Raw genomic sequence first — 24088 nt, 5'->3', positions numbered from 1 at the left:
TTTCGGCTTAGATAGAAAAGTCCGTAATCGAAACGCCGACCGCGTTTGCCGCGGAGGTGATCGTTTTTTTCAGAGTATCTCCGATCAGCTTCTGAGTATTGAAAAGAATGTTGTATTCGGAGTCCACGTTTCGAATGATCTGATCGTAACGTCCCGTCAAAGAACCGGATGGACAGGAAGTCGTGTAGTTCGGGTCCGAGGTTTGTTCCGGAAGATTCAAACAGAACGCGTCTCTGGAAGCGGTCGCTTGTGCGACGATCGGAGGAGCGGTTAACGTTCCGAATAAACTTCCGAGTCCGGGTCCTCTGGAAACCACGGTACCTTTTTTCAGTTCGTAAGTACCGTTCCATACGTTCAACACTCCTTGAGCGTCGTAATAGAAGTCGGCTTTTGTAGTATCGCTAAAGCAGGAATGTTCCTCTTCTTGTTGTCCGTCGAAGGTTCCGGTAAGTCTTTGTCCGCCCCATTCTCCCGCGATGAACTTTCCGAGTCCTTGGAAAATTTTCGTGATCGCAGCGTCCGGATTGGACTTTAGAGAAGTTGAATACGCACTTCCGCTGGAATATTGGTCCCGGATCAATTTGATTTGAGCGACCATTGCGTCCATCGCGACTTTCATGTAAGTCTTTCTTTTCAACTGAACGCCTGCCGCCCCGTTGAAATCGTTCGCGACGCGTTGACCGGAGATTTGGTTGACTCCGCCGTTGGACAAATCTTGCCCCCAGAGAAGATATTCGATCGCGTGCCAACCGACTGTGATCGCTTTTTCATCGTTACCTTCCGTTGCTCCACCGTTTGCCGCGGCGTCTCCGTTTGCTAAGAGAAGGTTCGCGTATGTTGCAGCCGTGCCGCCGTTGACGAAGTTATCGATCGCGCTTTCGTCCAACGGCCATGCGTTGATGAGTCCTTCGCATTCTTGAGTTCCCGATCCGTCCGCGTTGCTTCCGCAACCTAAAACGTCGGAGTTGTCGACGGGGCCGGAGGAGAATCGGAACGCTTCCGTAACTAAGTAAGAAGCTCTTGCGATTACAAAAAGATTCTTTAAATTCGTGTGATCCGCCGCCGTGGGAGTTGTCGTCGCAGCGAAGGTGTTGATCGCGGTTTGAAGAGTTACCGCATCTTTATAACTCTGATCATAGGATTCGTATCCGAGTTGGAGGTAGCGATCGACGACCTGCGCTTTGGTCGCGGTTGGAACGGCGCCTAACGCGATGATTCCGGTTAACATTGTCGTATCGTTGGATTTGTCTTCGGGTTTGCAATTCGAGAAAAGAATCGCAACGGAAACGCAGAGGAGAGAAACGATTTTTTTTAGATTCATAAGATTTTCCTGAATGTCTTTGAAAAAAGAGCCCGGAAGAGGGCGTATCGCCCACAACCGGGGAATTTTCGATGAACTGGTTGTTATGATATTGATACTAATTCTCAATATCATTAAAATCGTCAACCGAAAATTCTGGGTTGGGTTGAATTTGCGGGAACTCCCGCGAAAAATTCCGGATTGGGAGGAGTTCCCACACGTTTTCCGGGAAAATCCCCGGCTGAAGTGGAGAATTCTTCGTAAAATGTGGGAACTCATACGGTTCCCAAAAAGTTTTACCGTAAAATCAGTGTTGGAACTCCTGCAACTTCCGAATCTTACGGCAGATTTCGATCGAATACGGTCCCGAAAAAGCTTAGAGTTCAAAGGTAACTCCTACGTTGATTTGGCGAAACGGCCCGACTTGAATCCCCTCGGGGAGGCGGCCGGAAACGTATCGAACGTCGGCTAAATTCTTACCCGTAACGAAAACGCTCCAGCGTTTGACGGGGTGTTTGTAACCGAAGGAAGCGTTGATCAGGCCGTAGGCCGGAATGACTCCGGTTTCGCCCGAACTATTGGAAGAAATATTCAAATATTGTAATACTTTTTTACCCAAAGGGTCCGTGATCGAATCCGCCCAATATACGGTGCGGGTGTTCGCGTCGTCGTGATACTGCGCGGAGAAGTATTGATATTCTCCCCTTGCATAAAAACCTTTCGGATGAACAAATCCCAATGCAAGAGTCGCCGTATCGCGGGAAACATACGGCACGTAGTTTCCATTCTTGTCTTTCTGCGTGACGACGAAGTCGAGCAGGGATTGATTCGCGGTAACTTTGGAAGCGTCGATGGAATATTGGTTCATTCTCGCGTCGGCCCTGGTGTAAATCAGATCGATCGGAAGTTTAAAGGAGGCGTCGAACAGCTTTGCGGGATCGAAGGTGAAGTTCGTTTCCACTCCTCGGCTGTAAGTTCTTCCTCCGTTCTTAGCGGAAGAAGCGGAGTCGTTTCCGGAAGTCGAAGAAGTGATGATGATCTGATTGACGTAATTCAAATCGAAATACGTGACTTGGGCGTTTAAATAATTCGTAATATCTCCGCGGATTCCCGTTTCGTAATTATACGAATATTCGGGATCGATTCGATTGACGACGCCTGAGTTGTTCAGCGCATCTTGATAGCGGGGAGGAGAAAACCCTTTGTGCGCTCCCGCAAACCAAGTCAGATCCTTTCTTATGTCGTAGGTCAGACCCAAACCGGGGATCACGACGTGATAGACGTGTCTGCTTCCTTTATCCACTTCTTGAGAGGGAGAATTCGGATCGGGTTGGTTGGTGACAGGATCCACCGCTTGTTGACGGAGAATCGTTCTGTTCTGTGTGAACGTTTCGTATCGAACGCCGGGGATCACGGAAAACTTATCGAAAAATTTGAAACTGTTCTGCGCAAAACCCGCGATCGATTTCGTATGATTGACTTCGTGATCTCTCAGAGTTCCGGATTTAGCGAGAGAATATTCGGAAGAAGCGGTTCCGGTCGCGGGGTTGTTGAAGCCGTTTCCGAAGATCGCATAATCGGGAGTAGACGGCCCGTCCAAGTATTTGATATCCGCGGTTTCATAGTGATACCGAAGACCGGCGTCGAGCTGATTCTTAATTCCTAAAAATTGATAATCGAGTTGGTAGCGGGATTCCGCGCCGACGAAACGATACGTACGATTTCGATGGCCGACGCCGTCCAACATGTAAACCGTATCTCCCGGTCTATTCACCAAAGGTTCCGTATCGTACGTTTTGATTACGTTTCCCGGATAAGAAGTAAAATACGAGCCAGTGTTTCGGACGTAATTCTGCCTCGCCCAGTTTCTTTCCGTATAAGCCGAATAAACTTTCGTGACGAGTTTGGAATGATCGGTGAGCTTCCATTCGTGACCTATGTCTCCGGAATATCGTTGAAGCTGACGATTGTCCTGTTCCGCAAAGTTGGAGGAAGAATTGTTCCAGAGTTGAGCGGTGGTCAAACCCAGATACGTCATATTCGCGTCTTGGACGGTTCCCAAGAACTTGGTAGTCAACGTATGTTTTTCGTTGAGATCGGTGACCGATTTGAAAGAGAGTTCGTGCAGACGAAAGTCTTGGTGTTCGCGAAAACCGTTCCCTTGTTTTCTCAAGAGAGTGATGTCGATCCCCGTGTTTCCGAACGTTCCTCCATAGGAAATTTGAGAAGAGAAAAAACCGTAAGAGCCTCCTTGTGCGGAAACGGAAAGAACCGGTTCTTTCGGAGGACGTTTTGTGATGAAGTTGATCACGCCCCCGATGGTGGAAGGCCCGAAGAGAATCGCCCCCGAACCTTTGACGACTTCGATTCGTTCCATACGATCGATGTTCGGAGTATAATATTGTTCCGGTGCTGAGTACGGATTGAGGGAAGTAAAGATTCCGTCTTCTAAGATGAGAACTTTACGGCCGAGGTCGTTGTTCACTCCTCGAAATCCGACGTTCAAAATCAGTCCTGTGTCCTGATAACGGATCGAAGCTCCGGGAACTCTACGCAGGACTTCCATGGAATCGACGGGTTTGGTCTGTTCTAAGAATTCTTTTTCGATGACGGTTGCAGAACCGGGGATTCGTTTCAGATCGGTTTTGCGTTTCCCGATTACCGAGATGGTTCCTTTTCCCCATTTTTCCTTTTCCGCGTCTTCTCCATTGGAATTAGAAGGCGAGGGTTGTGGCGTCGGAGGTTGTTTGTCGGATGTCGGCTGATTTGAATTTTCTTCCGACTGCGGTTGTGCGGGAACTCCCCAAGAAAATAAGAATAAGATCAGGATAGAAAGGGACAGAATTGATTTTTGTTTCATTTTTATATTTTCGATTTTGAAAATGATTCTCAATATTTTTTCGGAGACATTCAGAGTCAAGGGAGAATGCGGAGAAAACATTTATGCTGTCGGAAAAAATTTTGGAAATCAGGACTTAGGGAATGATAAGGCTATGACACTTCCCTGACAATTGACTCGTAAAAGAAATGTTGGAACTGCTACTTCTTACCAACTCATCAAAGAATTTCTGCTTCAAATGAATGTAGGAACTACTACGTTCTAAAAAATCTTACCGGTAAATACGAAACGAACAAAGAAAAGAATCGCCACGCACTGCGCCGACTGACCCGCGATAAACACCGGATAAAAAATTTTTTTCTTATAACGGATCACGCCTAACACGGCGCTCAAGATCGGCGCGGGCAAAGGCAACGCGTTGAATGCGAAGATGGCAAGAACTCCGTAACGATTTAAGAAACCCTTCATTCGATAGAATTTTTTCGGACTGATCAGTTTGATACAAGCGCGGGCCGCGATTCTTCCCAGAAAGTAATTGATCGTGAACGATATCGCCAACCCGAGAATATGCAGAATTACTAAATCGCTTCCGTCAAGTTTGGAATATGCGGCGCGTATGTATAAGAATTCGATCGGAAGATAAAAGAAAAACAGACCGCCAAAGAGGGTCGTAAAGAAAACTCCGAGCAGGCTCGGTTTGCGGATTTCCTTGCTTATGTAAAGAACGAGTTTTTGAATCGCTTCCAAACCCGGAATTTCCAGTTTTAAAAGACCGGATGCGGTTAAACTCAAAAGAATGACGGCGAAAAAAACGGAACCGAGAAAGATCAGGCCGGAATAGAAATTCCTCTTCTTGTGATAGGAAAAGATTTCATCCTTTCGAAATTGCACTCGTGTCCCTCTTGCGGATCCAAAAGCCGGGAATTCTGGACCAGATCGCTGACAAAATCAGACCCCCCGTTTCTCTCGTGACCTCGTCGTCAAAGGAAAGGTTTTCGATCTGCATCGCCGCCAAAACAGTTCCCGCCGAAAAGAGCGCGGAAAGAATCAAGGATGTCCTCAGCCAGAGTTTCGATTTTTCGGGATACATTAAAAATCCTGCATATAAGATCGCAACGCTTAAATACAAAGGAATCCAAAGCCACGGATCGGGATCGTTCCACTGAAGCCCCGCAAATACGAGCCAAATAAAAATCGTAACGATGGAAAAAATTTTCATGATTCGTGAATCCATTTGAGTTCGTAGAGATCTTTTCTTCGGTTGGAAAGATTCCGAACCGAACCTTTTTTACGGAGTTCTTTTAATAAGTCCAGATCCAAATCCGCGATCAAGGTCATTTCCGTATTTGGAACGGATTCCGCCGCGACGCAGTCGTGCGGAAAGGCGAAATCCGACGGAGTAAATACGGCGGATTGAGCGTATTGAATGTCCATGTTCTCCACGTACGGAAGCGCGCCGACCGATCCGGAGATGACCACATAACATTCGTTTTCGATCGCTCTCGCCATCGCACAATGTCTTACGCGGTTGTACCCGTTTTTCGTGTCCGTGTAAAACGGAACGAACAAAACGTCCATTCCCTGTTCGGCTAAGAATCTCGGAAGCTCTGGAAATTCCACGTCGAAACAGATAAGAATTCCGATCTTGCACGCGTCCGTGTTGAATACGGAAAGATTATAGCCGCCCTTGACGCCCCAATAAAAATCCTCGTCCGGAGTTACGTGAAGTTTGTACTGCTCTTCGTAGGTTCCGTCCCTTCTGCAAAGATACGAAACGTTGTGAAGAGTGTTATCCCTGTATTCGGGCATACTTCCCGAAATGATGTTCACGTTGTATGAAACAGCGAGTTCCACCATCTTTTCGATGATGCTTTCCGTATGACTGGAAAGCGCTCGCATCGCGTCGGAAGGGCTTCTGTCGTTGTAGCGGGCAAGTAAAGACGCATTAAAAAATTCGGGGAATAATACGAAGTCGACGTTGTAACCCGCGACCGTATCCACGAAGAATTCCACCTGACGCATCAATTCTTCGATCCCTGTTACGGGACGCATCTGCATCTGAACGACGCCTACGCGGACGACGGTTTTTTGTCCTCCGATCAGGGTAGTTTCTTCCTTTTCGTAATAAATATTCAACCATTCTAATAGAACCGCGTAAGAACTGAAACCCTTGGTATTTCCGAAATATCCGCGTTTGAGTTTGCGGACGTGGAATCCGTTTGCGAGTTGAAAGGAAAGAACCGGATCGTAGATTTCTTTGTCCCTAACCTTTTCGATGTATTGCGCGGGAGTCATCGTGTCTTCGTAGTTTTCATAACCGGGCATCCACGCGCCGACCACGATCCGTTTGAGATTCAATTTCTCGCAGAGTTCTTTCCGGGCGTCGTATAATCTTCGACCGAGACGCAATCCTCTGTATTCAGGGTGAACGAATATGTCTACCCCGTAGAGCGTGTCTCCGTTCTCGTTATGATTTTTCAGATCGCCCTTTCCGACGATCTCCTCGTAGGTATGATTGTCTCCGTAATCGGACCACTTGATGATCTGACTGATCGCCGCGCCCACGACCTTTCCGTTGTCTTCGATACAGATCTGACCTTCCGGAAATTTCGTGATTTGAGATTCGAACTGATTCTTCTTCCAAGCACCGTCGAATTCCGGAAAAACGATGTCCATGATCTCTTTAACGTCCGCGTAATCGTCCAGAGTAAGACTTCGCATAACAATCCGGTGATCGGATTGTATTTTCTTCTTTTTTTTACTCGGCTTTTTTCCGCCGGACCCGTTGGTCGAAATCATCAGAACAATTTGCCCGGGTTCATGATGTTTTTAGGGTCCATGGATTTTTTGATCTCCTTCATTAGAAGAATTTCGGCTTGGGTTCTTGAAAAGTGGAGAAAGTCTTTTTTCAAAAGTCCGATTCCGTGTTCGGCGCTGATCGATCCATGATATTTTTGTAATAAACGGAACATGTCGGGATCGACGTCCTTGCACTTTTTGAAGAATTCTTCGTTGGGAAGATCCTTCGGTTTAACGATGTTTAGGTGAAGATTTCCGTCTCCGATATGCCCGAAGAGCGCGATTTCGAAACCCGGATATTTGCCGTTTAACAGCGCTTCCATGTCTACGAGAAACGGTTCCATATTCCGTAGAGGAAGGGATATGTCGTTTTTGTGGACCGTGTACTCGATCGAAATACTTTCGCTGATTCCTTCTCTGTATTTCCAAAATGTTTCGGATTGTCTTGAATTTTGCGCGAGGCTTCCGTCGCTGATCAGACCTTTTTCGGTGATCGTTTCCAAAAAGCCGAACAGTTTTTCCTCGTCCGATTCTTCCGCGATTTCGAATTCCATCAAAACGTAATACGGACTCGGAGCCTGAAACGGGTCGGGAACTCCGAGGTGCGCTTTCACTTTTCCGAGACAATATTCGGTGAAGAATTCGAAAGCGAGCAAAGGAACTTTGACCCGATGTGTTTCCTTGAACAAGGAAAGAATGGAGGAAAAGTCGGGAACGGATACGAGCAGAACCCGGTTGTCCAAAGGTTTTGTCGTCAGTTTGAGGGTTGCCTCCGTAATGACGCCTAACGTTCCTTCCGAACCGATAAAAAGTTGTTTGAGATCGTAGCCCGTATTGTTTTTGAGAACCTCTCCGTTGAATTCTAAAATTTCACCGGTTCCCGTTACGACCGTAAGACCTAAAACCCACTGGCGAATCAAACCGTAGTGAACGACTCTTACGCCGCCCGCGTTCGTCGCGATGTTTCCCCCGATATGAGAGGAGCCGGTAGCCGCGAAGTCCACTGGAAAATAGAATTCTCTTTCCTCGACTTCCTTATGGAGATTTTTGGTGATCATTCCGGCTTGAACCTTGATGCTTCCGAAAAACGGATCGAAGTCGACAACCTTGTCCATCTTCGCAAGCGAAAGAACTAATTCTCCGTTCTTTGCGATCGCTCCGCCCGCGTAACCCGTGCGTCCGCCGGAAGGAACGATCGCGATATCGTTGTCGTATGCGTATTTTACGATTTTTGCAACTTCTTCGGTGGTCGTCGGAAACGCGAGAATGTCGAAGTCCGGTTTGTAAACTTTGGTTCTATCCGTTCCAAAGGAAAGAAAGGTCGCTTCGTCGAAGTCGGGATCGTTTTTAAAAAAGATTTTTCCGGTTCCGATCAGGGATTTGAGTTCTGTTTTATTGATTGTCGAAGTCGTAGTCATATATTAAAATTTTTAATCCGCGAAACTCATTCTTTCGATTTGGGAGTCGACGGGTTTTTCGTCTTTTTGTAATATTCTTTTTTTATAATGTCCGTCGTGATGCAGGAATCTCGCTTTTACGTTGTCCCGGAGTTGGACGTCGAGAATCTTTTTGATTCTCTCCTTATTCTTGCCTTCGATGATCGGAAATAAAACCTCGATCCTTCTTTCAAAGTTTCTAGGCATACAATCCGCGGACGCGAGAAAAACGGATTCAGCTCCTCCGGAGTGGAAGTAGTAGATTCTCGTGTGTTCCAAAAATCTTCCGACGATCGAAAGAACGGTGATGTTTTCGGAGATTCCTTTAAGTCCCGGTTTGAGACAACAAATTCCCCGGATGATCAAGTCGACTTTGACGCCGGCCTGGCTCGCCTTATATAAGGAAAGAATAATATGCGGGTCCACGAGGGAGTTCATTTTGAAGATGATCCGGGCCGGTTTTCCCGCGAGGGCATTCTCCCTTTCCTTGTCGATCAAAGTCATGAAAGTCGATTTTAGGTTATGCGGAGAAGCGGACAGAAGATTCAGAGTCGGCATCTTTGCGTAACTCGTGATCGTGTTGAAGATCGTCGCGACGTCTTCGGTGATCTGTTTGTTGACCGTAAAAAAACTGAGGTCGGTGTAATATTTGGAAGTGGTCGAGTTGTAGTTTCCGGTTCCAAGATGCACATAACGCACCATGTGATCGTCCTCTTTGCGGACCACTAAAAGCATCTTGCAGTGGATTTTTAAACCGACAACGCCGTAAACGACGTGAACGCCCCTCGCTTCGAGTTTCTGCGCCCACTTGATGTTTCTTTCCTCGTCGAAACGGGCCTTGAGTTCCACGAGAACGGTCACTTGTTTTCCGTTCTCCGCCGCCTGTCCGAGATATTGAATGATCGGAGAATCCCCGCTCGTGCGATACAAGGTCATCTTGATTCCGAGAACCTTCGGATCTTCGGATGAAATCCGAAGCAGATCTTCGATCGCCGAAAAGGATTGATACGGATGATGCAGAAGTCGGTCCTTCTTTTTGATCGCTTCGAAAATCTTTTCGGGCGTATCGAACTTCAACGTCATTTTCTGTTGAAAGAACGGATATTTGAGCTTGGAAGTATGATCGAGTCCGTAAAAGAACATCGCGTCGCTGATGTTCAAAATCGAAGCGACGTCGAACACTTCGTGATCCTGAAGTTCGAGCAGTTCGCGCAGAGTGTTTTTGATGAACGGAGAAGTTCCTTGATGAATGTCCATACGAACCGCGTCGCCCCAGATTCGGTTGCGGAGTTCGTCCTTCATCGTGATGAGAAGATCCTTTACGGATTTTTCCTCGTCGATGGAAATGTCCGCGTCTCGGATGATTCGGAAGGGATAGATTTCCTTAACGGTCATTCCGTAAAAAAGATCGTCTACGTGCAGTTTGATGATCTCTTCCAAAGGAAAGAATCTTCTTTCTTCTCCCTTTCCTTTGAGCTGTAAAAATCGAGGGAGAACGGAAGGCACTTGAACGACCGCGAATAAATCTTTTTTTCCGCCGGTCTTTTCGTCTTCGGTGCTCAGCACCATCGCGAGGTTCAACGACTTGTTGAGGATATGAGGGAACGGGTGTGCGGTGTCGATCGCGAGAGGTGTTAGGATCGGAGAAACGTCCTCTTTGTAATAGGATTGAATTTGTTTGATTTCGTCTATCGTCAATTCTTCCGGATTGAGAATCAGATGAATTCCGGCTACTTTCAATTCTTCTAATGTTTTGGAGAACGTTTCGTATTCTTCGCGTACGAATGCACGGACCTTGTCTGATAAGTCGGAAAGGATTTCGGAGGCGCTGTCTCCGTTCAAACTTCTTTCGTCGTTTCCTTCCTTAACGAGGTTGCGTAGTCCGGCGACGCGAACCATATAAAATTCGTCGAGGTTCGTTTCGGTGATGCTCAAGAATTTCAAACGTTCCAACAGAGGATTTTCGGGATCATTCGCTTCTTCCAATACGCGTCGGTTGAAATCGATCCAGGAAAGTTCCCGGTCGAAAAATATATTCGGATTATTCAGATGAATTTCCGTTAGATTCCCGTTGGAAGATCCGTTTTGTCCCGACGTCGTCGGGGATTGTTCTTGTACTCTTGGTTTCGACACGTATATATCCTAAAATTCTGGAAGATCCTCAGATTCCCCGGATTCAAAATCCGCTTGGGAGTTGTCGGTGGATTCTATTCCTGTTTAAACCTGCTTTATCGGGAGTCAATGATTCTAAGGGGGATTTTGATGACAGGTTTGTGATTCCCTCCTAGTTTTTGGACGAAAGGAAGAATGGTGTTTGGGTATTTTTCAGTGCACTTCCGAAAGTGCAGGAGTTCCCACACTTTTTTGTCAGCAAACGGGAAGCCTCCGGATGAAAAGCGGGAGTTCCCACACCGATTGGAACTACGGAGAATTTCCAACTCCTTAAGAAGGAGTTCCCACTTTTTAAAAAGAGAAAAACCCGAATGAAAACCGATAATATTCCCGAGAAAAACCCGAATTCTTCTTGGCAGGGCGCTGTCTAACCCAATGAATACTGTGTAAAGGATCAAAATCTTGGCTATTCCTAGTCGTTACGCCGTCGCAATTCACATTCTAACGTTTCTGGAAGATGGAAAAGGGAAGGACACAACCTCCGACACCATCGCAGAATCGGTCGGAACAAACCCGGCGATCGTAAGAACCCTGATCGGGAAATTGAGAAAGGCCGGATTAGTCTATACAAGACAAGGGGTTCCCGGCGCCTCTCTTACCAAACCCGCATCGGAGATCCGACTTTCCGACATTTATCGCGCCATCGAGGCCTCCGAATGCCTTTTCAACGTTCACGATCACCCGAAACAGGATTGCTCGGTGGGAATGGGAATTCTCCCGACACTTGAATGTATGTTCGCCCAGGCTCAAGCCGCCCTGGAAGCCAAATTGGGAGAATTCTCCCTAGAGGACGTGATGATGCAGGTCCGGGGCGAATGCCAAAAAAAAATGTCTCTTTCCCTTTGATTGTTTTGTTTTCTCCTTTTCTTTTTTCGGGTCTAACTTGTTAAAGTGTTAATAACAAGATAACATTTTAATCTTCCGGAAAACCGGATTTAAATTTAAGGAGAAAACGATGGATTTATTGGAAAAACTCAACTGGAGATACGCGACCAAAAGAATGACGGGTCAGAAGGTTCCTCAAGAAAAAGTGGATCGAATCTTAGAATCGGTGCGCTTGACCGCGTCCGGTTTCGGATTACAACCTTATCAGGTTCTGGTAGTTGAAGACGAAGAATTAAAACGCAAAATTCATCCCATCGCCAACAATCAACCTCAAATATTAGAATCCTCTCATATACTTATCTTTGCCGCGTGGGACCAAGTCACTGAAAGCAGGATCAAAGATTATATCGAACTGATCGCAAGAACGAGAAACACTTCCGTCGAATCTCTGCAAGGCTTTCAAAATTCTATGCTTGGCTGGCTGAAATCGCAAACACCCGAGTCTAGTTTTAACTGGGCGGCGAAACAGACCTACATCGGCTTTGGAACGGGAATCGTAGCCGCCGCGGTGGAAGGAGTGGATGCTACTCCCATGGAAGGGTTTAATCCCGCCGCGCTCGACGAATTGCTTCATTTGAAGGAAAAAGGACTGAGATCCACGTCCATTTTAACGCTCGGTTATCGCGATGCGGAGAACGACAGGCTCGTAAATGCACCTAAGGTTCGTAAGGCGAAAGAAGATTTCGTGATCGAGTATTCTTCAGCCGAAGTTATCTGAAAGATTTCGTTTTAGAAAAATCGAATCGAGTTTTTCCTGAATCGGCAAAAAATAGAATGCGGTTTTTAGGAAACGATTTTTGGACCGATCGAACATCGGAAAAATCAAGGTGTTTGAAGGCTCCAAACGCCTGCATCAAAACGCGCGAAGGGTTTCGATCAGGCTTGTGATTTTTGCCTGATCGGAATCCAAAATTCTTCTTCCGAATTCGGATCCTCGTTTTTGTATTTCTCTCCCAATTTTTCGAAATGAGGTCTATGATCTAAAACGTATTCCGAGTTCGGCAGCCAAGTTCCGAAGATGTATTGAAAAACCTTCGGCCCTTCGTTCGACGAACCTTTATGCAAAAAGACCGCGTAAAGTCCTCCGGGCAGGATCGTCGTTTCCATCTCCGACGGAACCGAATTGAAATCGTCGACTTCGATCGTCGCCCATTTTTCAAAGCTTGTGCCCGGATTGAAATTTTGAAAATAAGAAGCATCATAGATCTGCATCGAGTACAGTTCCGTTGCGACACTGTTCGTGATCTCTCTTCTTCTCGGCATGAAGTTACGCCAAAGTTCTCCCGTTTTATTTTCCAGAAGGGACATGGTCATTCGGTTTCCGACCAGTAACTTCGGAGTCAGAGTCTCGATTCTAAAATTCATTCTCGTTCAACGACCCAGGTTTTGATGATTTCGATATCGTTGATGACTTGGATTTTATACTTTCCCGGTTGTTGCGGAAAAAGACTCCAATCGAAATAAAAAACGGCTATAATCTGTTCTGGGGTCAAGTTCCAATCAAGTCTTTTACAGATCGAATCCGGATTGCAGACTTCCACTTTTAAATCGTATTTTCCGGGTTTTCGCACTTCCAAAGCGAGAATCGGTCTTTTCTGAGGGTTGAATTTATCCTCGCAGTCGAAAAGTTTTTTCTGTACGAACTCCGAGCAGATTTTGAGATCTTCCTCGAAGAAAAGTTTTCCCGCCGGTAAAAGGTTGGAGGGATTCCAATAAACGAACCCGCGTTTTAGCTCGTCTAAAACACCCTCATCGGTTTCGAAGGAAGTCGGAAATGATACTAGACGTTGAAATTTTTCTGTAGGTTTAAGAACGTGAAAATGAAGGTGAGGTGCACTACTAAAACCTGTATTACCCGAAAGTCCTATCTTTTCTCCTTTTTGAACAATCTGTCCTACTTTTACTAAAACGCCTTTATATTTCAAATGACCGTATTCGGCTACGCTTCCATCTTTATGAAGAATTCGAATATAGTTGGCTTTGTCCTGAAAATATGCCGTGGTTCCTCTTTCTTTATACTTGTCTTCGACTGAGATAATAAGACCATCTCTTGCGGCAAGGATGGAACTCCCTTCGGGAAGGGAAAAATCCAGTGCGAAAGGAAATTCGCCGGAATGAGTAGACTTTCCGTTATATCCTTGTCCGACCCTGGAGACGGATTCGAAAGGCAATCGGTAGATTATCTTCTTTGACATCGGAGCGTATATATCTCCGGCTTTAATATAGATACTAGAGTTGTAAGCAAATTCCTTATGTGCGTCGATGGGACTCAACGTAAGAATTTTTTTCGGTTCCGGGGTTCCCTTGGAAACGAAGTGAAACGGGAGCGCAACGTCCGATTCGAAATTCTCAAGGGTCGTGAAGTTGAAATAAACCGTAAACGGATATTCTCCCGAAGGAGTTTTGTTTTGAACGTAGAACTCTACTGTGTTGTTTGTAGTTCGGGTGAGAACGCAGATCCAATCCTTCGGTTTGCATTCTCCTTTTAAATCTCCCGGTTGTGCAGATAAGTTCCAAATCGAGAAAAACGAAAAAAATAGGACAAAGGCGAGACTTCGCATATCAATTTCATCATTTCGGGAATCCGATTAATCCGTAAATCAGGATTTTACGGTTTTCTAAAGTTTATAATCCATCCTTTCGGCCATATTTCAATTTGCTGATTTGTTTTGAAATTTTCTCGAACTTCTGTTTTCCAATTTGCGCAATCTGAACAATACGGTGAGGTGCGGAAGTATTCAAGACCTGAGGAGTATATTAGTAGAAGCAATGGTAAGGAGTATATTAAAAATTTTGAATTTTTTAATTCTTTCTCCTGAAAAGCGAATAATAAAAAACTGATTGAAAGCATTGTATTCGGAAGATAAAAATATCGCCCTGATCCTAAAAGGAGTCCTTGGATCTTAGGGTTTAAAGTTGTGGAATATGTGAGGAATGAAACCAATACACATCCGACTATCAAAGCGGCCGAAGGAAGATTCTTTCGTTTTATTATGTATAAAAAGAAACAAAGGAGAAGTAAGAAAATGAAGTTCTTTCCTTTGGCTACGTTAAATATTCCAATCAAATTGAGAATTGAATGGGTGTCATTTATTTCACCTATAAACGGATTTATTAACGTTCTTAGATAGAATGTCTGACTAAATTCTTTCAAAGAAAATCCAAATCTGTCATGGATAGAATTGGCATCCCCATAAGTTATAACATAAAACAATTGAATGATCGTAACTGAGAGACTCAGCAATAGAAATTTGTATTCCTTTTGAATGATAAGCAAATATGAATAAACTGGTATTACGAACATTGCTACAGGACCATTTAATATTGATAGCCAGGAAAGTCCTATATAGATGAGTTTTTGACTTTTTGAAATTTGGTTAAGGTTATCCATTCCTATTAACAATAGGATCCATGGAGTAATGAAATGTAGATTGATTGAGTTTAGAAAAATCTCATCCGATGGTGAAGTGATTATTAAGATTAAGGAGCAGATGATTTTATTACGATCCGAAAGTAAATATTCGTTTTTAGAAAGACTTATCAAAACATGAGGCAATAACCAAATTGTCGTTGTTAAAATTGTCATGACTAAGGGAGCGTATTCGAGCGGGAAAAATGTTGTAAAATACGAAAAGATTCTAGGAAATAAAGAGTAATAACCTAATTTAGATTCAAATATCGTTTTGAAACCTAATAAGTAAGCTTCTTGAAAATAGATCGTTCCTTCTTCCGCCCAAAGGCGTGGATAAATAAAAAGGCGAAAATCCCTGAATAATATTAGTAAGAGCGGAAGCGAAACGTGCTTAAATAATTGTTTAATCATGAGAGTCAGTCTATGAAATTGTAAATTTTCGGGAATCCGATTAATCCGTAAATCATGATTTTTACCCGACTGTCAGGTGAATGCTATCACTACACAATTTTACAGTTCAAAATTTTCGCGTTGCGATCTTATGTTTCGCAACACGGAATTCGAAACCTATTGTATTCTTCTCAAATTCCAAGCGGAGAAAACGAAAACACATTCAAAAAACAAAATATTCTTTCTTAAATTTTCAAAAATCCGAGCAGCCATCCCGCACAGGCCGCACCGCTCAAGGGAGCGATCACAGGAAGCCACGCGTATTTCCAATTGGAAGAACCTTTTCCCGCGATCGGCAAAAGAAAATGCGCGAGTCTCGGGCCCAAGTCGCGCGCCGGGTTGATCGCGTATCCGGTCGTTCCCCCCATCGACAGACCGATGCTCCAAACGAGAATTCCCACGAGAAAGGTTCCGAAGTGAACGCTTAAGCCGGGCATGGAAGGGGAGAAGATCGAAACGATTCCTAAGATGAGCAGGAACGTTCCCAAGAATTCGCTGAAAAAGTTGGACGCGATATGCGAAATTGCGGGTTCGGTCGAAAACACCGCGAGAATTTTTCCGGGGTCCTGAGTTTCTTTCCAGTGCGGAAGATAATGCAGATAATTGAATACGGCTCCTAAAAAAGCTCCTCCGATTTGCGCCGGAATGTAAGAGAAAAGTTTGGAAGGATCGCCCGACTTGATCGCAAAAGCCAACGTTACCGCGGGATTGAGATGTGCGTCCGAACTTCCGAACGCGTTGGACGTAAAAACTCCGAGCATAACCGCAAAGGCCCATCCGGCGGTGATCACGATCCAGCCTCCGTCCTTGGATTTACTTCGTTCCAGTAAAACTCCGGCGACAACTCCGTTTCCCAAAAGAATTAAAACGAAGGTTCCTAAAAATTCTCCCAAAAAAGGCGATATCATTCTTCCCCCTACGAAAATCCAAACTAAAATCCACGGACATTTAAGATCGGCAATCGGTTTTTCCTGCATCGAATTTTTTCATTTTCCCTTATCTTTTTTCCGATTCGGTCGATGAAGAAGGTAGGAGGACAAGATGCCCGCATTTACGATTCCAGGACTTAGTTCCGGACAAGACACGAATATGATCGTAAAGAAATTGGTGGAATTGGAAGCCAAACCGATCCGCCGTCTTGAGCAACAGAATTCGTTTAACAAAGCTCAAGTGAAAGCGTGGAACGACCTCAAAGTAGTCACAACCGATCTGCAAAATAAAACAAGAGCACTCATCTCCTTTACCGCTCCGTTTGCGATGAAGAATATCGTTTCCGAACCGGAAGGCGTAGTCAGCGGAGACGCTTCCCGTTCCGCAAGCGCCGGCAAACGAAAGATAGAAATCAAAGATCTCGCGACCTTTCATCAAATCTCCGGGGAAAAAACGGACGCGAACAAACAAATTCCCGCAGGTAAGTTCAAAATTTTTTCGGGCGATTCCGAAAAAGAAATCGAATTCACCGGAGGAACGATCCGCGATCTTGCTTCTTCCATTAAAATTTCGGCGGCGGGTCTTGTGAATACCGGACTTGTAAAAGTCGACGGTGACAATTACGTTCTTACTCTTACCGCAGGTTTATCGGGCAAGGATCGCAAACTCAAATTCGAAGACGCGAACGGAGTGTTACAAGCGGCCAATCTTGTGGGTGCGACCGAACCGGCCGACCCTCCGAAAGTGATCAACCTTCTTCCCGAAGCGGATCAGATCTCCGTCTTTCAACCGGAAAAATACGGAATGGCCGCGGATGCAAAACCGGTTTATAAAGAAGAGAATAACAAGAAGTGGATGGAAATCGCGAGCGTCGCTTCCTTTCAGTTCGGAATTCCGACCACGGAATTGAAAAAGAACACTAGAATCGAGCTGATCACTTCGACCGAGTTCGCACCGGAAGATAAACTAGAATTAGGAATTCTTTATAAAGAAAACGATAAGGAAAAGATGATTTTCGAAACCGCCTCCAAGCAGGAAGGAAAAATCGTTTTGAACTTGAAGACGTTCCCCTCGGGTCAAAAGGCGCACAAGATTCTTTTTGCGAACTCGAGCGGAAAAACGGTAACATTAGATTCTTTGCATGTGGTTATTCCGGGAGAATTCAGAGGAGCCAAACCCGCAAAGGAAATCGCGGAAGCGAAAGACGCCGTGTTTCTCGTGGACGGGATCGAAGTCAACCGTCCCAAAAACGAAGGGCTCACCGACGTACTCGACGGAGTTTCGCTCAACCTTCTTAAAAAAACCGAAGGACCGGTGAGCATTGACATCAAAACGGATTCGGACAAAGGTCTTGAGATGATCAAGGAATTCGTCGCGGCCTACAACACCGTTTTGAAATTCGGAAAGGACGCGACCGCGGTCGATAAAAACGCCCAAGTCAAGGATGGAAAGGACGACGGCGGAGAAATCGGCCAAACCTTTTGGGAAGGAAAAACCAAAACCGGTCTTTTGTCCGGAGAACATACCGTGCTTCGTCTGATCGCGGGAATGAAAACCGTCGCGAGTTCCTCATATCCCGTGAGCGGCGAAAATCCCGTTCGAATGTTAAGCGACATCGGTATCAGCACCGGAAGCGTTGGAAGCAAATGGGCCGATATACAGGACGGATTTTTGGTTTTGGACGAGGAGAAACTTCGCGTAAAACTCGCCGAAAATCCGGACAGCGTCAGAAATCTTTTTGCGATCGATACGAACTCGGACGCAAGAATGGACACCGGCGTCGGAGTCGATCTTCTCGAACACGTTAAACCTTACACGCAATACGCGGGCGGACTCGTTTCCGGTAAGGTGAAGATGCTCGAAGAACAAGTCACCGATAACAACAAGAAGATCAAGGAATACGAAAACCATCTCGTGAGTTACGAGAAAAAACTGAAGTCCAAGTTTCTTTATATGGAACAGGGAGTCGGTAAGAACAAAGCCGTGGGCGCTTATTTGAACAACAATCTCAAAGGCGCAAGAAACGAGTGATTCAAGCAGGAGAGTAGAATGGAAATTTACATCAACGAACACCTTTTAGATAGTTCCCTGGAAAACGAAAGGAAACTGGGAGAAGTTTTCGGCGAGATCAACAAATGGGTCGAGTCGAAAGGAAAATATCTTCTCGGCTGCACCGTCGACGGAGTGGAATTTCAAGCTTCCAGCATGAACGAACAAGGAATCGAATCAGCGAACAAGATGGAATTTTTCGTGGGCGAAGAGATGGATTTTCTCGTTTCCACTTTGAACGAACTGGATCTATACGTGGATAAAGTGGGTTCCACTCTTTTCGGAAGGGATTCCTTAACCGAAAAAGAATCCAACGAACTCGGCGACGGAGTCAAATGGATTCAAAACGTTCTGAATTCCGCTTCGAATCTGCTTCATCTGAAACTCGATCAGATCAAGCCGATGGGAACGGGAAACACCGTGGCGGATATCGTTTCCGAACTTTCGTCCAACTGCAAAAGTCTGGATAATACGGCGACGATCGAAACCTTTTTGGAAAATCTAAGAGATCTGAAACTCTTCATCATGGATTTGATCGCAAGAACGCAGGTGTTGGATCTGGATCTACCCACACTCAAAGAAATTTTGGATACGTTTATTGCGAACATCGGCGGACTCAAAGAGGCTTTCGTAAAAGTCAACGAAGCGTATCAATCCGGAAAGGACGAAGTCGCAACAGAGTTGTTGACTCAATCCATTTCGCAGATCAACGTTCTGCTTACTTCGTTTATCACTTTGAAGTTGAGAAAACCGGAATTGGATCTCACAGCGATTACGATCGATGGAATCGGATTCGAAGAGAAGACGGGAGAACTGAACGAGATTCTCGCGAGTGTCGCCGTCGCTCTCGAGGAAAAGGACATCATTCGCGCCGGAGATTCGATCGAATACGAACTTCCCGGTGCGCTCGACGAGTTCCTTCCGTTTTTAAAGGCGATCCGCGAAAAGATCGCTTAAAGAACTTCGAGACAAAAGATCGTAACATCGTCCGACATTTCTCCTTCTCCGTACGATGCGGAGTAGGAGAGAATGGAACGGATCATGGAACTCGTATCGTCCACGATCAGAGACTTGACCGCTTCGAGGAACTGATTTCTTCCCAAAATATTCCCTTCCCTGTTTTTCACTTCGAATAAGCCGTCAGAATAAAAAAGAACCCGATCCCCTCTGAGAAGATTGATTTCGTATCTTTGGATTTTCGGGGAGGCGATCGCAAAAAGAATTCCCCCCGAACCTTCGATAAAGCTGCAGACTCCGTTGCGGATCAACAGACCGAGGTGATGTCCTCCATAACTATATTCTAATTTTCTTTCGGACGGAACGTATCTCATGTAAACCGAGGAAAGGAAGTGCAGAGTGATCGTATCCTTTAAAAGTCTGTGAATAAAAAGAAGATTCTGATCCGTGCGATCGCTTCTTCCTGTGGCGGCTCCGAAACCGATCGAAGTCATTGCGGCAACCATCGCCGCCGAAATCCCGTGACCCGAAACGTCCCCGAAAAGAATGTGAAGACTTTCATCCTTCTCCTTGATGACGTTTAAAATATCGCCTCCCACCTTTACGTACGGCTGAAAGTGGGAATGGATTTTGTAATCGGGAGAGTCGGGAAAGTCGTGGGTCGTGATCTTTTCCTGAATGTTTCTCGCGAGATCCAGATCCAAGTCGAGTCTATATAATAATTTCCTAATTTTCTCAAGCGATTCCTTTTTTTCCGTGATGTCCCGCAGAATATAAACCTTGCCTCCGCTCCTTCCCGACAAAGGAATCGGTGAAGAGGAAACCTCCAGATATTTGTTTTCGGGAACTTGCAGAAACTCCTCATGAAGGCCGATGACGGATTCCTCGGACGGTACGCTAAGATTGACGAATTCCTTTCTTTCAAAAAAGGAATCTGCGGGGAAGTCTTCGAGATAATTTCTGAGGTCGAACGCCATTCCCGTGTTGATCGATTCGGGAAGACGAAGCATCTTTCTCGCGGAAAGATTGCTGAACAAAAGAATTCCTTTCGAGGATAAAAGAATCACTCCTTCCCGAATTTCGGCATACAATCGAAGCGCGATGTGTTCGAGCTTGAGATCCATAAAGCCGTATTTCTGAATCGCGATAAAGATACAAACCGATTGGATGAGCGCGGCGCTTCCGCTGATCGGAGGAAACGTCAAAGAAGGATTCCAATAACGGGGAAGAAGGGTCGTGCTGAAACTCAGAACATACGTGAATATCGTTCCATACGCCACGAGCCTCGATTGTTTTTTTAAAAGAGGATTCGGGGAACGGATTCCATTCAGAATCAGAATCAAAGAGCCGCCTAACGTCGGTATGCCGATCACGAAGTTGCTTACGGGAAGATACAGAGGCCCGGCAACGATGACGTCTCCCCAATAGGCTCGAAAACTTCCCGCAACCACCGAGTCCGTACTGACCGTAATTAAAAAGGAAACCAAAGAAAGTCCGCGAAAGAAATAGATCAGAAATCGATACGACGATCCCGTGAATTGAACTGCGAACTCGAAAAACAAACAGCCGATAAAAATCCAAGCAAAGGAAGAAACTTTAAAAACGATCACGGGCCAGTTACCCGGTAAAAAGGACCAATAGAGAATCAAAGCGATATGCCAGATCGAAAGTAAAAGCGAAAATCTTTGGTATAAGGTTACGGTTCTGGATTTGCCCTTGAGAGCGCTGACGTATGCGAACAGGGAACCGTTGATAACGAGGGCCGAAAAAGGAATCAGAATATACGGATTCATTTTAGAACACCTCCAAGATCAGAATTGCGAGATCGTCCGTAAGTTTTCCCTTTCCGAACGCGAGCGCGCAGTCGATGGAAGTTTTCAGAACATTGGGAGGAGTTTGAACCGGAATCTCGCGGATCTTCTGCAGAAAATTTTCGTAACCCAGGATTTCCCCTTCGGAGTTTCGTACTTCAAAGAGGCAATCCGAATAGAGAAACAAAATATCCCCCTTCTTAAGTTGAAAAGAATAGTTGTTCAACTCGGTTTCCTGGGTGATCAGAAGGATTCTTCCCGAGCCCTCGAGAGAAACTATTTCTCCGTCCCGGAATACCAGGATCGGATGATGCCCTGCATAAGAATATTCTAATATTTTTGTGTTCGGATCGAAGGACAGGTAAACCGCCGAGATGTGGTGGTTCAACACCGCGCCCAAGAGAAGTTCTTGAATCTTTTCGAGAGCGATCTTGGGACTCGGCTTGGATTCCGTAACGAGCTGAAAGGAAATAGAAAGCATACCCGCCACCATCGCGGAGGAAATTCCGTGACCCGAAACGTCCGCAAAAAAGATATCAAGTTTCCCGTCGGAACGTTCCAACGTTCTGAAAAAATCTCCTCCGACAAGCTCGAAAGGCTGAAAGTGCGAATGAAACTTATAACGCGAACTTTCCGGAAACTTGGTGGATATCGCCGAAGTCTGCGCGATTTTCGCGATCTCCAAATCCTTGCTGATGGAAGAATAGATGCTCTCTATCTTTTCTCTTGAATTTATCTTTTCGCTGATGTCGCGCAGGATAAAAAGATAACCGTTTTCGTTTCCGGTTAGTTCGATGTTCGACCGGGTAAGTTCCACGCCTTTGCAAGCTCGATTGAAGATCGGCTGATATTCCCGCGAAAGATGATTGGGGTTTTCCTGATATCCTTTTAAAAAATCGGACGGATAAAAATGACTGGGAAGAGTATTCGAAATTCCTAATATTTTGATCGCGGATTCGTTCATGAAGAACAAGGAACGATCCTGTTTGACCAAAATCATTCCGTCGTGGATGTCGCGGAACAATTCCACGGCGAGTCCTTCGATGTTGATCCGTAAAAAACCGTATCGCGTGATCGCGATAAAGATCAGAAAGGATTGGATGACCACCGCGATCGGAGTCAAGGGAACGCCCAACATTCTCCCTTGATCGTCCGTCCGAAGGATTTCGGAATAAAAACTCATGAACATCGCGGACATGGAACCTAAGATCGCAAGACCGATCTGTTTTTTTTGATCCTTGCGCGCGGTAAAAAAGGAACGTATTAAAATTCCCAAACCGATAAAACCGGGCAGCGCGACAAAGGAAAGAATGACGACGAGATACAAAGGTCCGGGTTCGTTTTCGTAACCCCAATAATAACGAATGCTTCCCCGCACGACCCAGTCCGTGGAAAGCGTAATCAGATAGGAGATCGGAATTCCGATTCTAAAAAACCAAAGAAACGGTCCTGGAATTCTGTTTAAAAAGACGTAAACGAATTCGAGATAAAGCGCTCCGACCGGAAGCCAAGTCGCCGCGAGAATTTTAAACGCCCATGTCATCCAAGCTTCGGGCGGATAGGACCAGGTGAACGCGTAAGTAAAAAGCCAAGCGTCGAGACCGATCGTATAAAGGAGATAGGAACGAATGAGAGGATTGCCCGTTCTTCTTGCGTAAACGAATGCGATAAAGATCGTATTCGTAAAAAGAGCCGCCATGGGAAAAAAAAGATAATAATTCATACGCAAGAACGAATTCTAAAAAAATCGGGCCCGACCCCAGTATTCGTTTGGACGATGAATTTGAAACTATAAAATATTTATTTCTTGGATTTCGAAGCCATAATTTCGATTTCTTTCGCGAAGATTCGGAGCGCCAACAAAGATTCATGAAATTCTAATGAAGAAGAAAAAACGGAATTTACCGATTCTCGCGGGCCGTTTTTCGGAAAAGAACGGAATCGAAATTTTTCCCGAAACGCTCGACCCGTGCGTGACCGGTCGATCCAAGTAGAATGCCGTTTTTAGTCGAAGGTTCGAGTCGTTCCGACGTTGAAGACGAGAATCGTGGATTCCGCTCCGTAAGAGTATCCTAGATTGTTAAGCGAAGTCGATCAGACCTTGAAATCCGTTTTTTCGGATTCGAGAATCTTTCTCGCGGAGATTTCGTCTTGTTTGAGCTGAGCGATCAAAGATTCAACGCCTGAGAATTTGACTTCGCTCCGAATTCTTTCCGTAAACGTAATGCGTATGATTTGATCGTAGATTTCTTTTTGAAAGTCGAAGATGTTCGATTCGAGCGTAACCGCGTTCTGACCGAAGGTCGGGTTATGTCCTACGTTGATCATCGAAGGATATGTGATTCCTTCCACGGTAGTAAAACCCGCGTAGACGCCGATTCCGGGGAGAAGAATATCTGGATTGAATTGAACGTTCGCCGTCGGAAATCCGATTTGTCGTCCCCGTTTGTGGCCGCCCACAACCTTGCCGGAAACGGAATAGGAGCGGTTCAAACAGCGCGCGGCTTCCTTAACGTTTCCTTCGGAAACGAGCATTCTCACATAAGAACTGGAGAGTTTGACGTCTTCCAGAAATACGGGGTCCACTTTTTCGACCGAGTATTTTAGTTTATCAGAATATTCTTGAAGAAGTTCGTAGTTACCTCTTCTTCCTTTTCCGAAACAATGATTGAAGCCTATGATGATGTTTTTCGCTTTCAATTGTTTGAGGAGAATTTCCTCCAAAAAGGATTCTGCGCTCATTTCCGCCAATTCTTTGTTAAACGGAAGAACGACCAGATAATCGATGCCTTGTCTGCGGATCCATTCTTCCTTGTCGGCGAGAGTCATCAGACTTTTCATTTCGGGATTTTTCCCAAGGACGATGGCCGGGTTCGGGTCGTAGGTGACCACACAGGAGGAGAGGCCGGTTTGTTTGGAAACTTGTAAAACCCGATCCAAAAGAGCCTGGTGACCGAGATGAATCCCGTCGAAATTGCCCAAGGTCACTACGCAGGGAGAATGAATCGTCTTTCCGGCTTGTTCGAGTGTCTGGATTGTGATCAAATT

At 45.5% G+C, this 24088-nt stretch carries 17 protein-coding genes; 4 read left to right on the top strand and 13 right to left on the bottom strand.

The window, feature by feature from the left end:
- Positions 1-7: 7 nt before the first annotated feature.
- The 7 genes from LFX17_RS15195 to ppk1 form a co-directional block, all read right to left on the bottom strand.
- The gene (locus LFX17_RS15195) at positions 8-1321 is read right to left on the bottom strand and encodes an imelysin family protein (protein ID WP_238747240.1); all 1314 of its coding nucleotides are present in this window, start codon (positions 1319-1321) and stop codon (positions 8-10) included.
- 355 nt (positions 1322-1676) lie between these two features.
- Positions 1677-4160 (bottom strand): TonB-dependent receptor family protein, encoded by a 2484-nt coding sequence (locus tag LFX17_RS15190; protein ID WP_238747238.1) that lies wholly within the window; start codon positions 4158-4160, stop codon positions 1677-1679.
- A 240-nt stretch (positions 4161-4400) separates the two neighbouring features.
- Positions 4401-5030, bottom strand: coding sequence for a hypothetical protein (locus LFX17_RS15185; protein ID WP_238730959.1), 630 nt, complete (start codon positions 5028-5030; stop codon positions 4401-4403).
- Positions 5011-5373, bottom strand: coding sequence for a transmembrane 220 family protein (locus LFX17_RS15180; protein WP_238730958.1), 363 nt, complete (start codon positions 5371-5373; stop codon positions 5011-5013). Before LFX17_RS15180 ends, LFX17_RS15185 begins: the two co-directional genes overlap by 20 nt.
- Positions 5355-6938, bottom strand: a complete 1584-nt coding sequence (locus LFX17_RS15175; protein WP_238730957.1) for a bifunctional GNAT family N-acetyltransferase/carbon-nitrogen hydrolase family protein — start codon at positions 6936-6938, stop codon at positions 5355-5357. The genes LFX17_RS15180 and LFX17_RS15175 overlap by 19 nt, the downstream gene beginning before the upstream one ends.
- Positions 6938-8356: an FAD-binding oxidoreductase gene (locus tag LFX17_RS15170; protein ID WP_238730956.1), complete on the bottom strand. Its 1419-nt coding sequence runs from the start codon at positions 8354-8356 to the stop codon at positions 6938-6940. The genes LFX17_RS15175 and LFX17_RS15170 overlap by 1 nt, the downstream gene beginning before the upstream one ends.
- A 12-nt stretch (positions 8357-8368) precedes the next feature.
- Entirely contained in the window at positions 8369-10507 is a 2139-nt protein-coding gene (gene ppk1 / locus LFX17_RS15165) for a polyphosphate kinase 1 (protein WP_238730955.1), read from the bottom strand.
- A 441-nt stretch (positions 10508-10948) separates the two neighbouring features.
- On the opposite strand from ppk1, the gene LFX17_RS15160 reads away from it, so the two are divergent.
- Together LFX17_RS15160 and LFX17_RS15155 are read left to right on the top strand one after the other, a co-directional pair.
- Positions 10949-11392 (top strand): Rrf2 family transcriptional regulator, encoded by a 444-nt coding sequence (locus tag LFX17_RS15160; RefSeq protein WP_238730954.1) that lies wholly within the window; start codon positions 10949-10951, stop codon positions 11390-11392.
- A gap of 109 nt (positions 11393-11501) precedes the next feature.
- A complete protein-coding gene (locus LFX17_RS15155) occupies positions 11502-12149 on the top strand; it encodes an NAD(P)H-dependent oxidoreductase (RefSeq protein WP_238730953.1) in 648 nt (215 codons plus the stop codon).
- 158 nt (positions 12150-12307) lie between these two features.
- Here LFX17_RS15155 and LFX17_RS15150 read toward each other — a convergent pair whose 3' ends face one another.
- From LFX17_RS15150 to LFX17_RS15140, 3 genes are all read right to left on the bottom strand, one after another.
- Complete coding sequence (locus LFX17_RS15150; RefSeq protein WP_238747236.1) at positions 12308-12796, bottom strand: GyrI-like domain-containing protein; 489 nt, start codon at positions 12794-12796, stop codon at positions 12308-12310.
- On the bottom strand, positions 12793-13992 hold the full coding sequence (locus LFX17_RS15145) for a M23 family metallopeptidase (protein WP_238730951.1): 1200 nt from the start codon (positions 13990-13992) through the stop codon (positions 12793-12795). The genes LFX17_RS15150 and LFX17_RS15145 overlap by 4 nt, the downstream gene beginning before the upstream one ends.
- 1486 nt (positions 13993-15478) lie before the next feature.
- A complete protein-coding gene (locus LFX17_RS15140) occupies positions 15479-16201 on the bottom strand; it encodes an MIP/aquaporin family protein (protein ID WP_238747235.1) in 723 nt (240 codons plus the stop codon).
- A 133-nt stretch (positions 16202-16334) separates the two neighbouring features.
- On the opposite strand from LFX17_RS15140, the gene fliD reads away from it, so the two are divergent.
- Both fliD and LFX17_RS15130 read left to right on the top strand, forming a co-directional pair.
- Positions 16335-18254 (top strand): flagellar filament capping protein FliD, encoded by a 1920-nt coding sequence (fliD, locus tag LFX17_RS15135; protein WP_238747234.1) that lies wholly within the window; start codon positions 16335-16337, stop codon positions 18252-18254.
- 18 nt (positions 18255-18272) lie between these two features.
- A complete protein-coding gene (locus LFX17_RS15130; RefSeq protein ID WP_238730948.1) occupies positions 18273-19229 on the top strand; it encodes a hypothetical protein in 957 nt (318 codons plus the stop codon).
- Here LFX17_RS15130 and LFX17_RS15125 read toward each other — a convergent pair.
- The 3 genes from LFX17_RS15125 to LFX17_RS15115 all read right to left on the bottom strand — a co-directional run bounded on the left by LFX17_RS15125 (position 19226) and on the right by LFX17_RS15115 (position 24085).
- Positions 19226-21022, bottom strand: coding sequence for a SpoIIE family protein phosphatase (locus LFX17_RS15125; protein WP_238747233.1), 1797 nt, complete (start codon positions 21020-21022; stop codon positions 19226-19228). The two genes, LFX17_RS15130 and LFX17_RS15125, sit on opposite strands and share 4 nt — an antisense overlap.
- Position 21023: 1 nt before the next feature.
- Positions 21024-22763, bottom strand: a complete 1740-nt coding sequence (locus LFX17_RS15120; RefSeq protein ID WP_238747232.1) for a SpoIIE family protein phosphatase — start codon at positions 22761-22763, stop codon at positions 21024-21026.
- 371 nt (positions 22764-23134) lie between these two features.
- Positions 23135-24085, bottom strand: a complete 951-nt coding sequence (locus tag LFX17_RS15115) for a bifunctional riboflavin kinase/FAD synthetase (RefSeq protein ID WP_238730945.1) — start codon at positions 24083-24085, stop codon at positions 23135-23137.
- Positions 24086-24088: the final 3 nt, after the last annotated feature.

This window comes from Leptospira sanjuanensis (genome assembly GCF_022267375.1).
GTDB classification, from domain to species: Bacteria; Spirochaetota; Leptospiria; order Leptospirales; family Leptospiraceae; genus Leptospira; species Leptospira sanjuanensis.
This window is presented reverse-complemented; position numbering and strand designations above follow the sequence as displayed.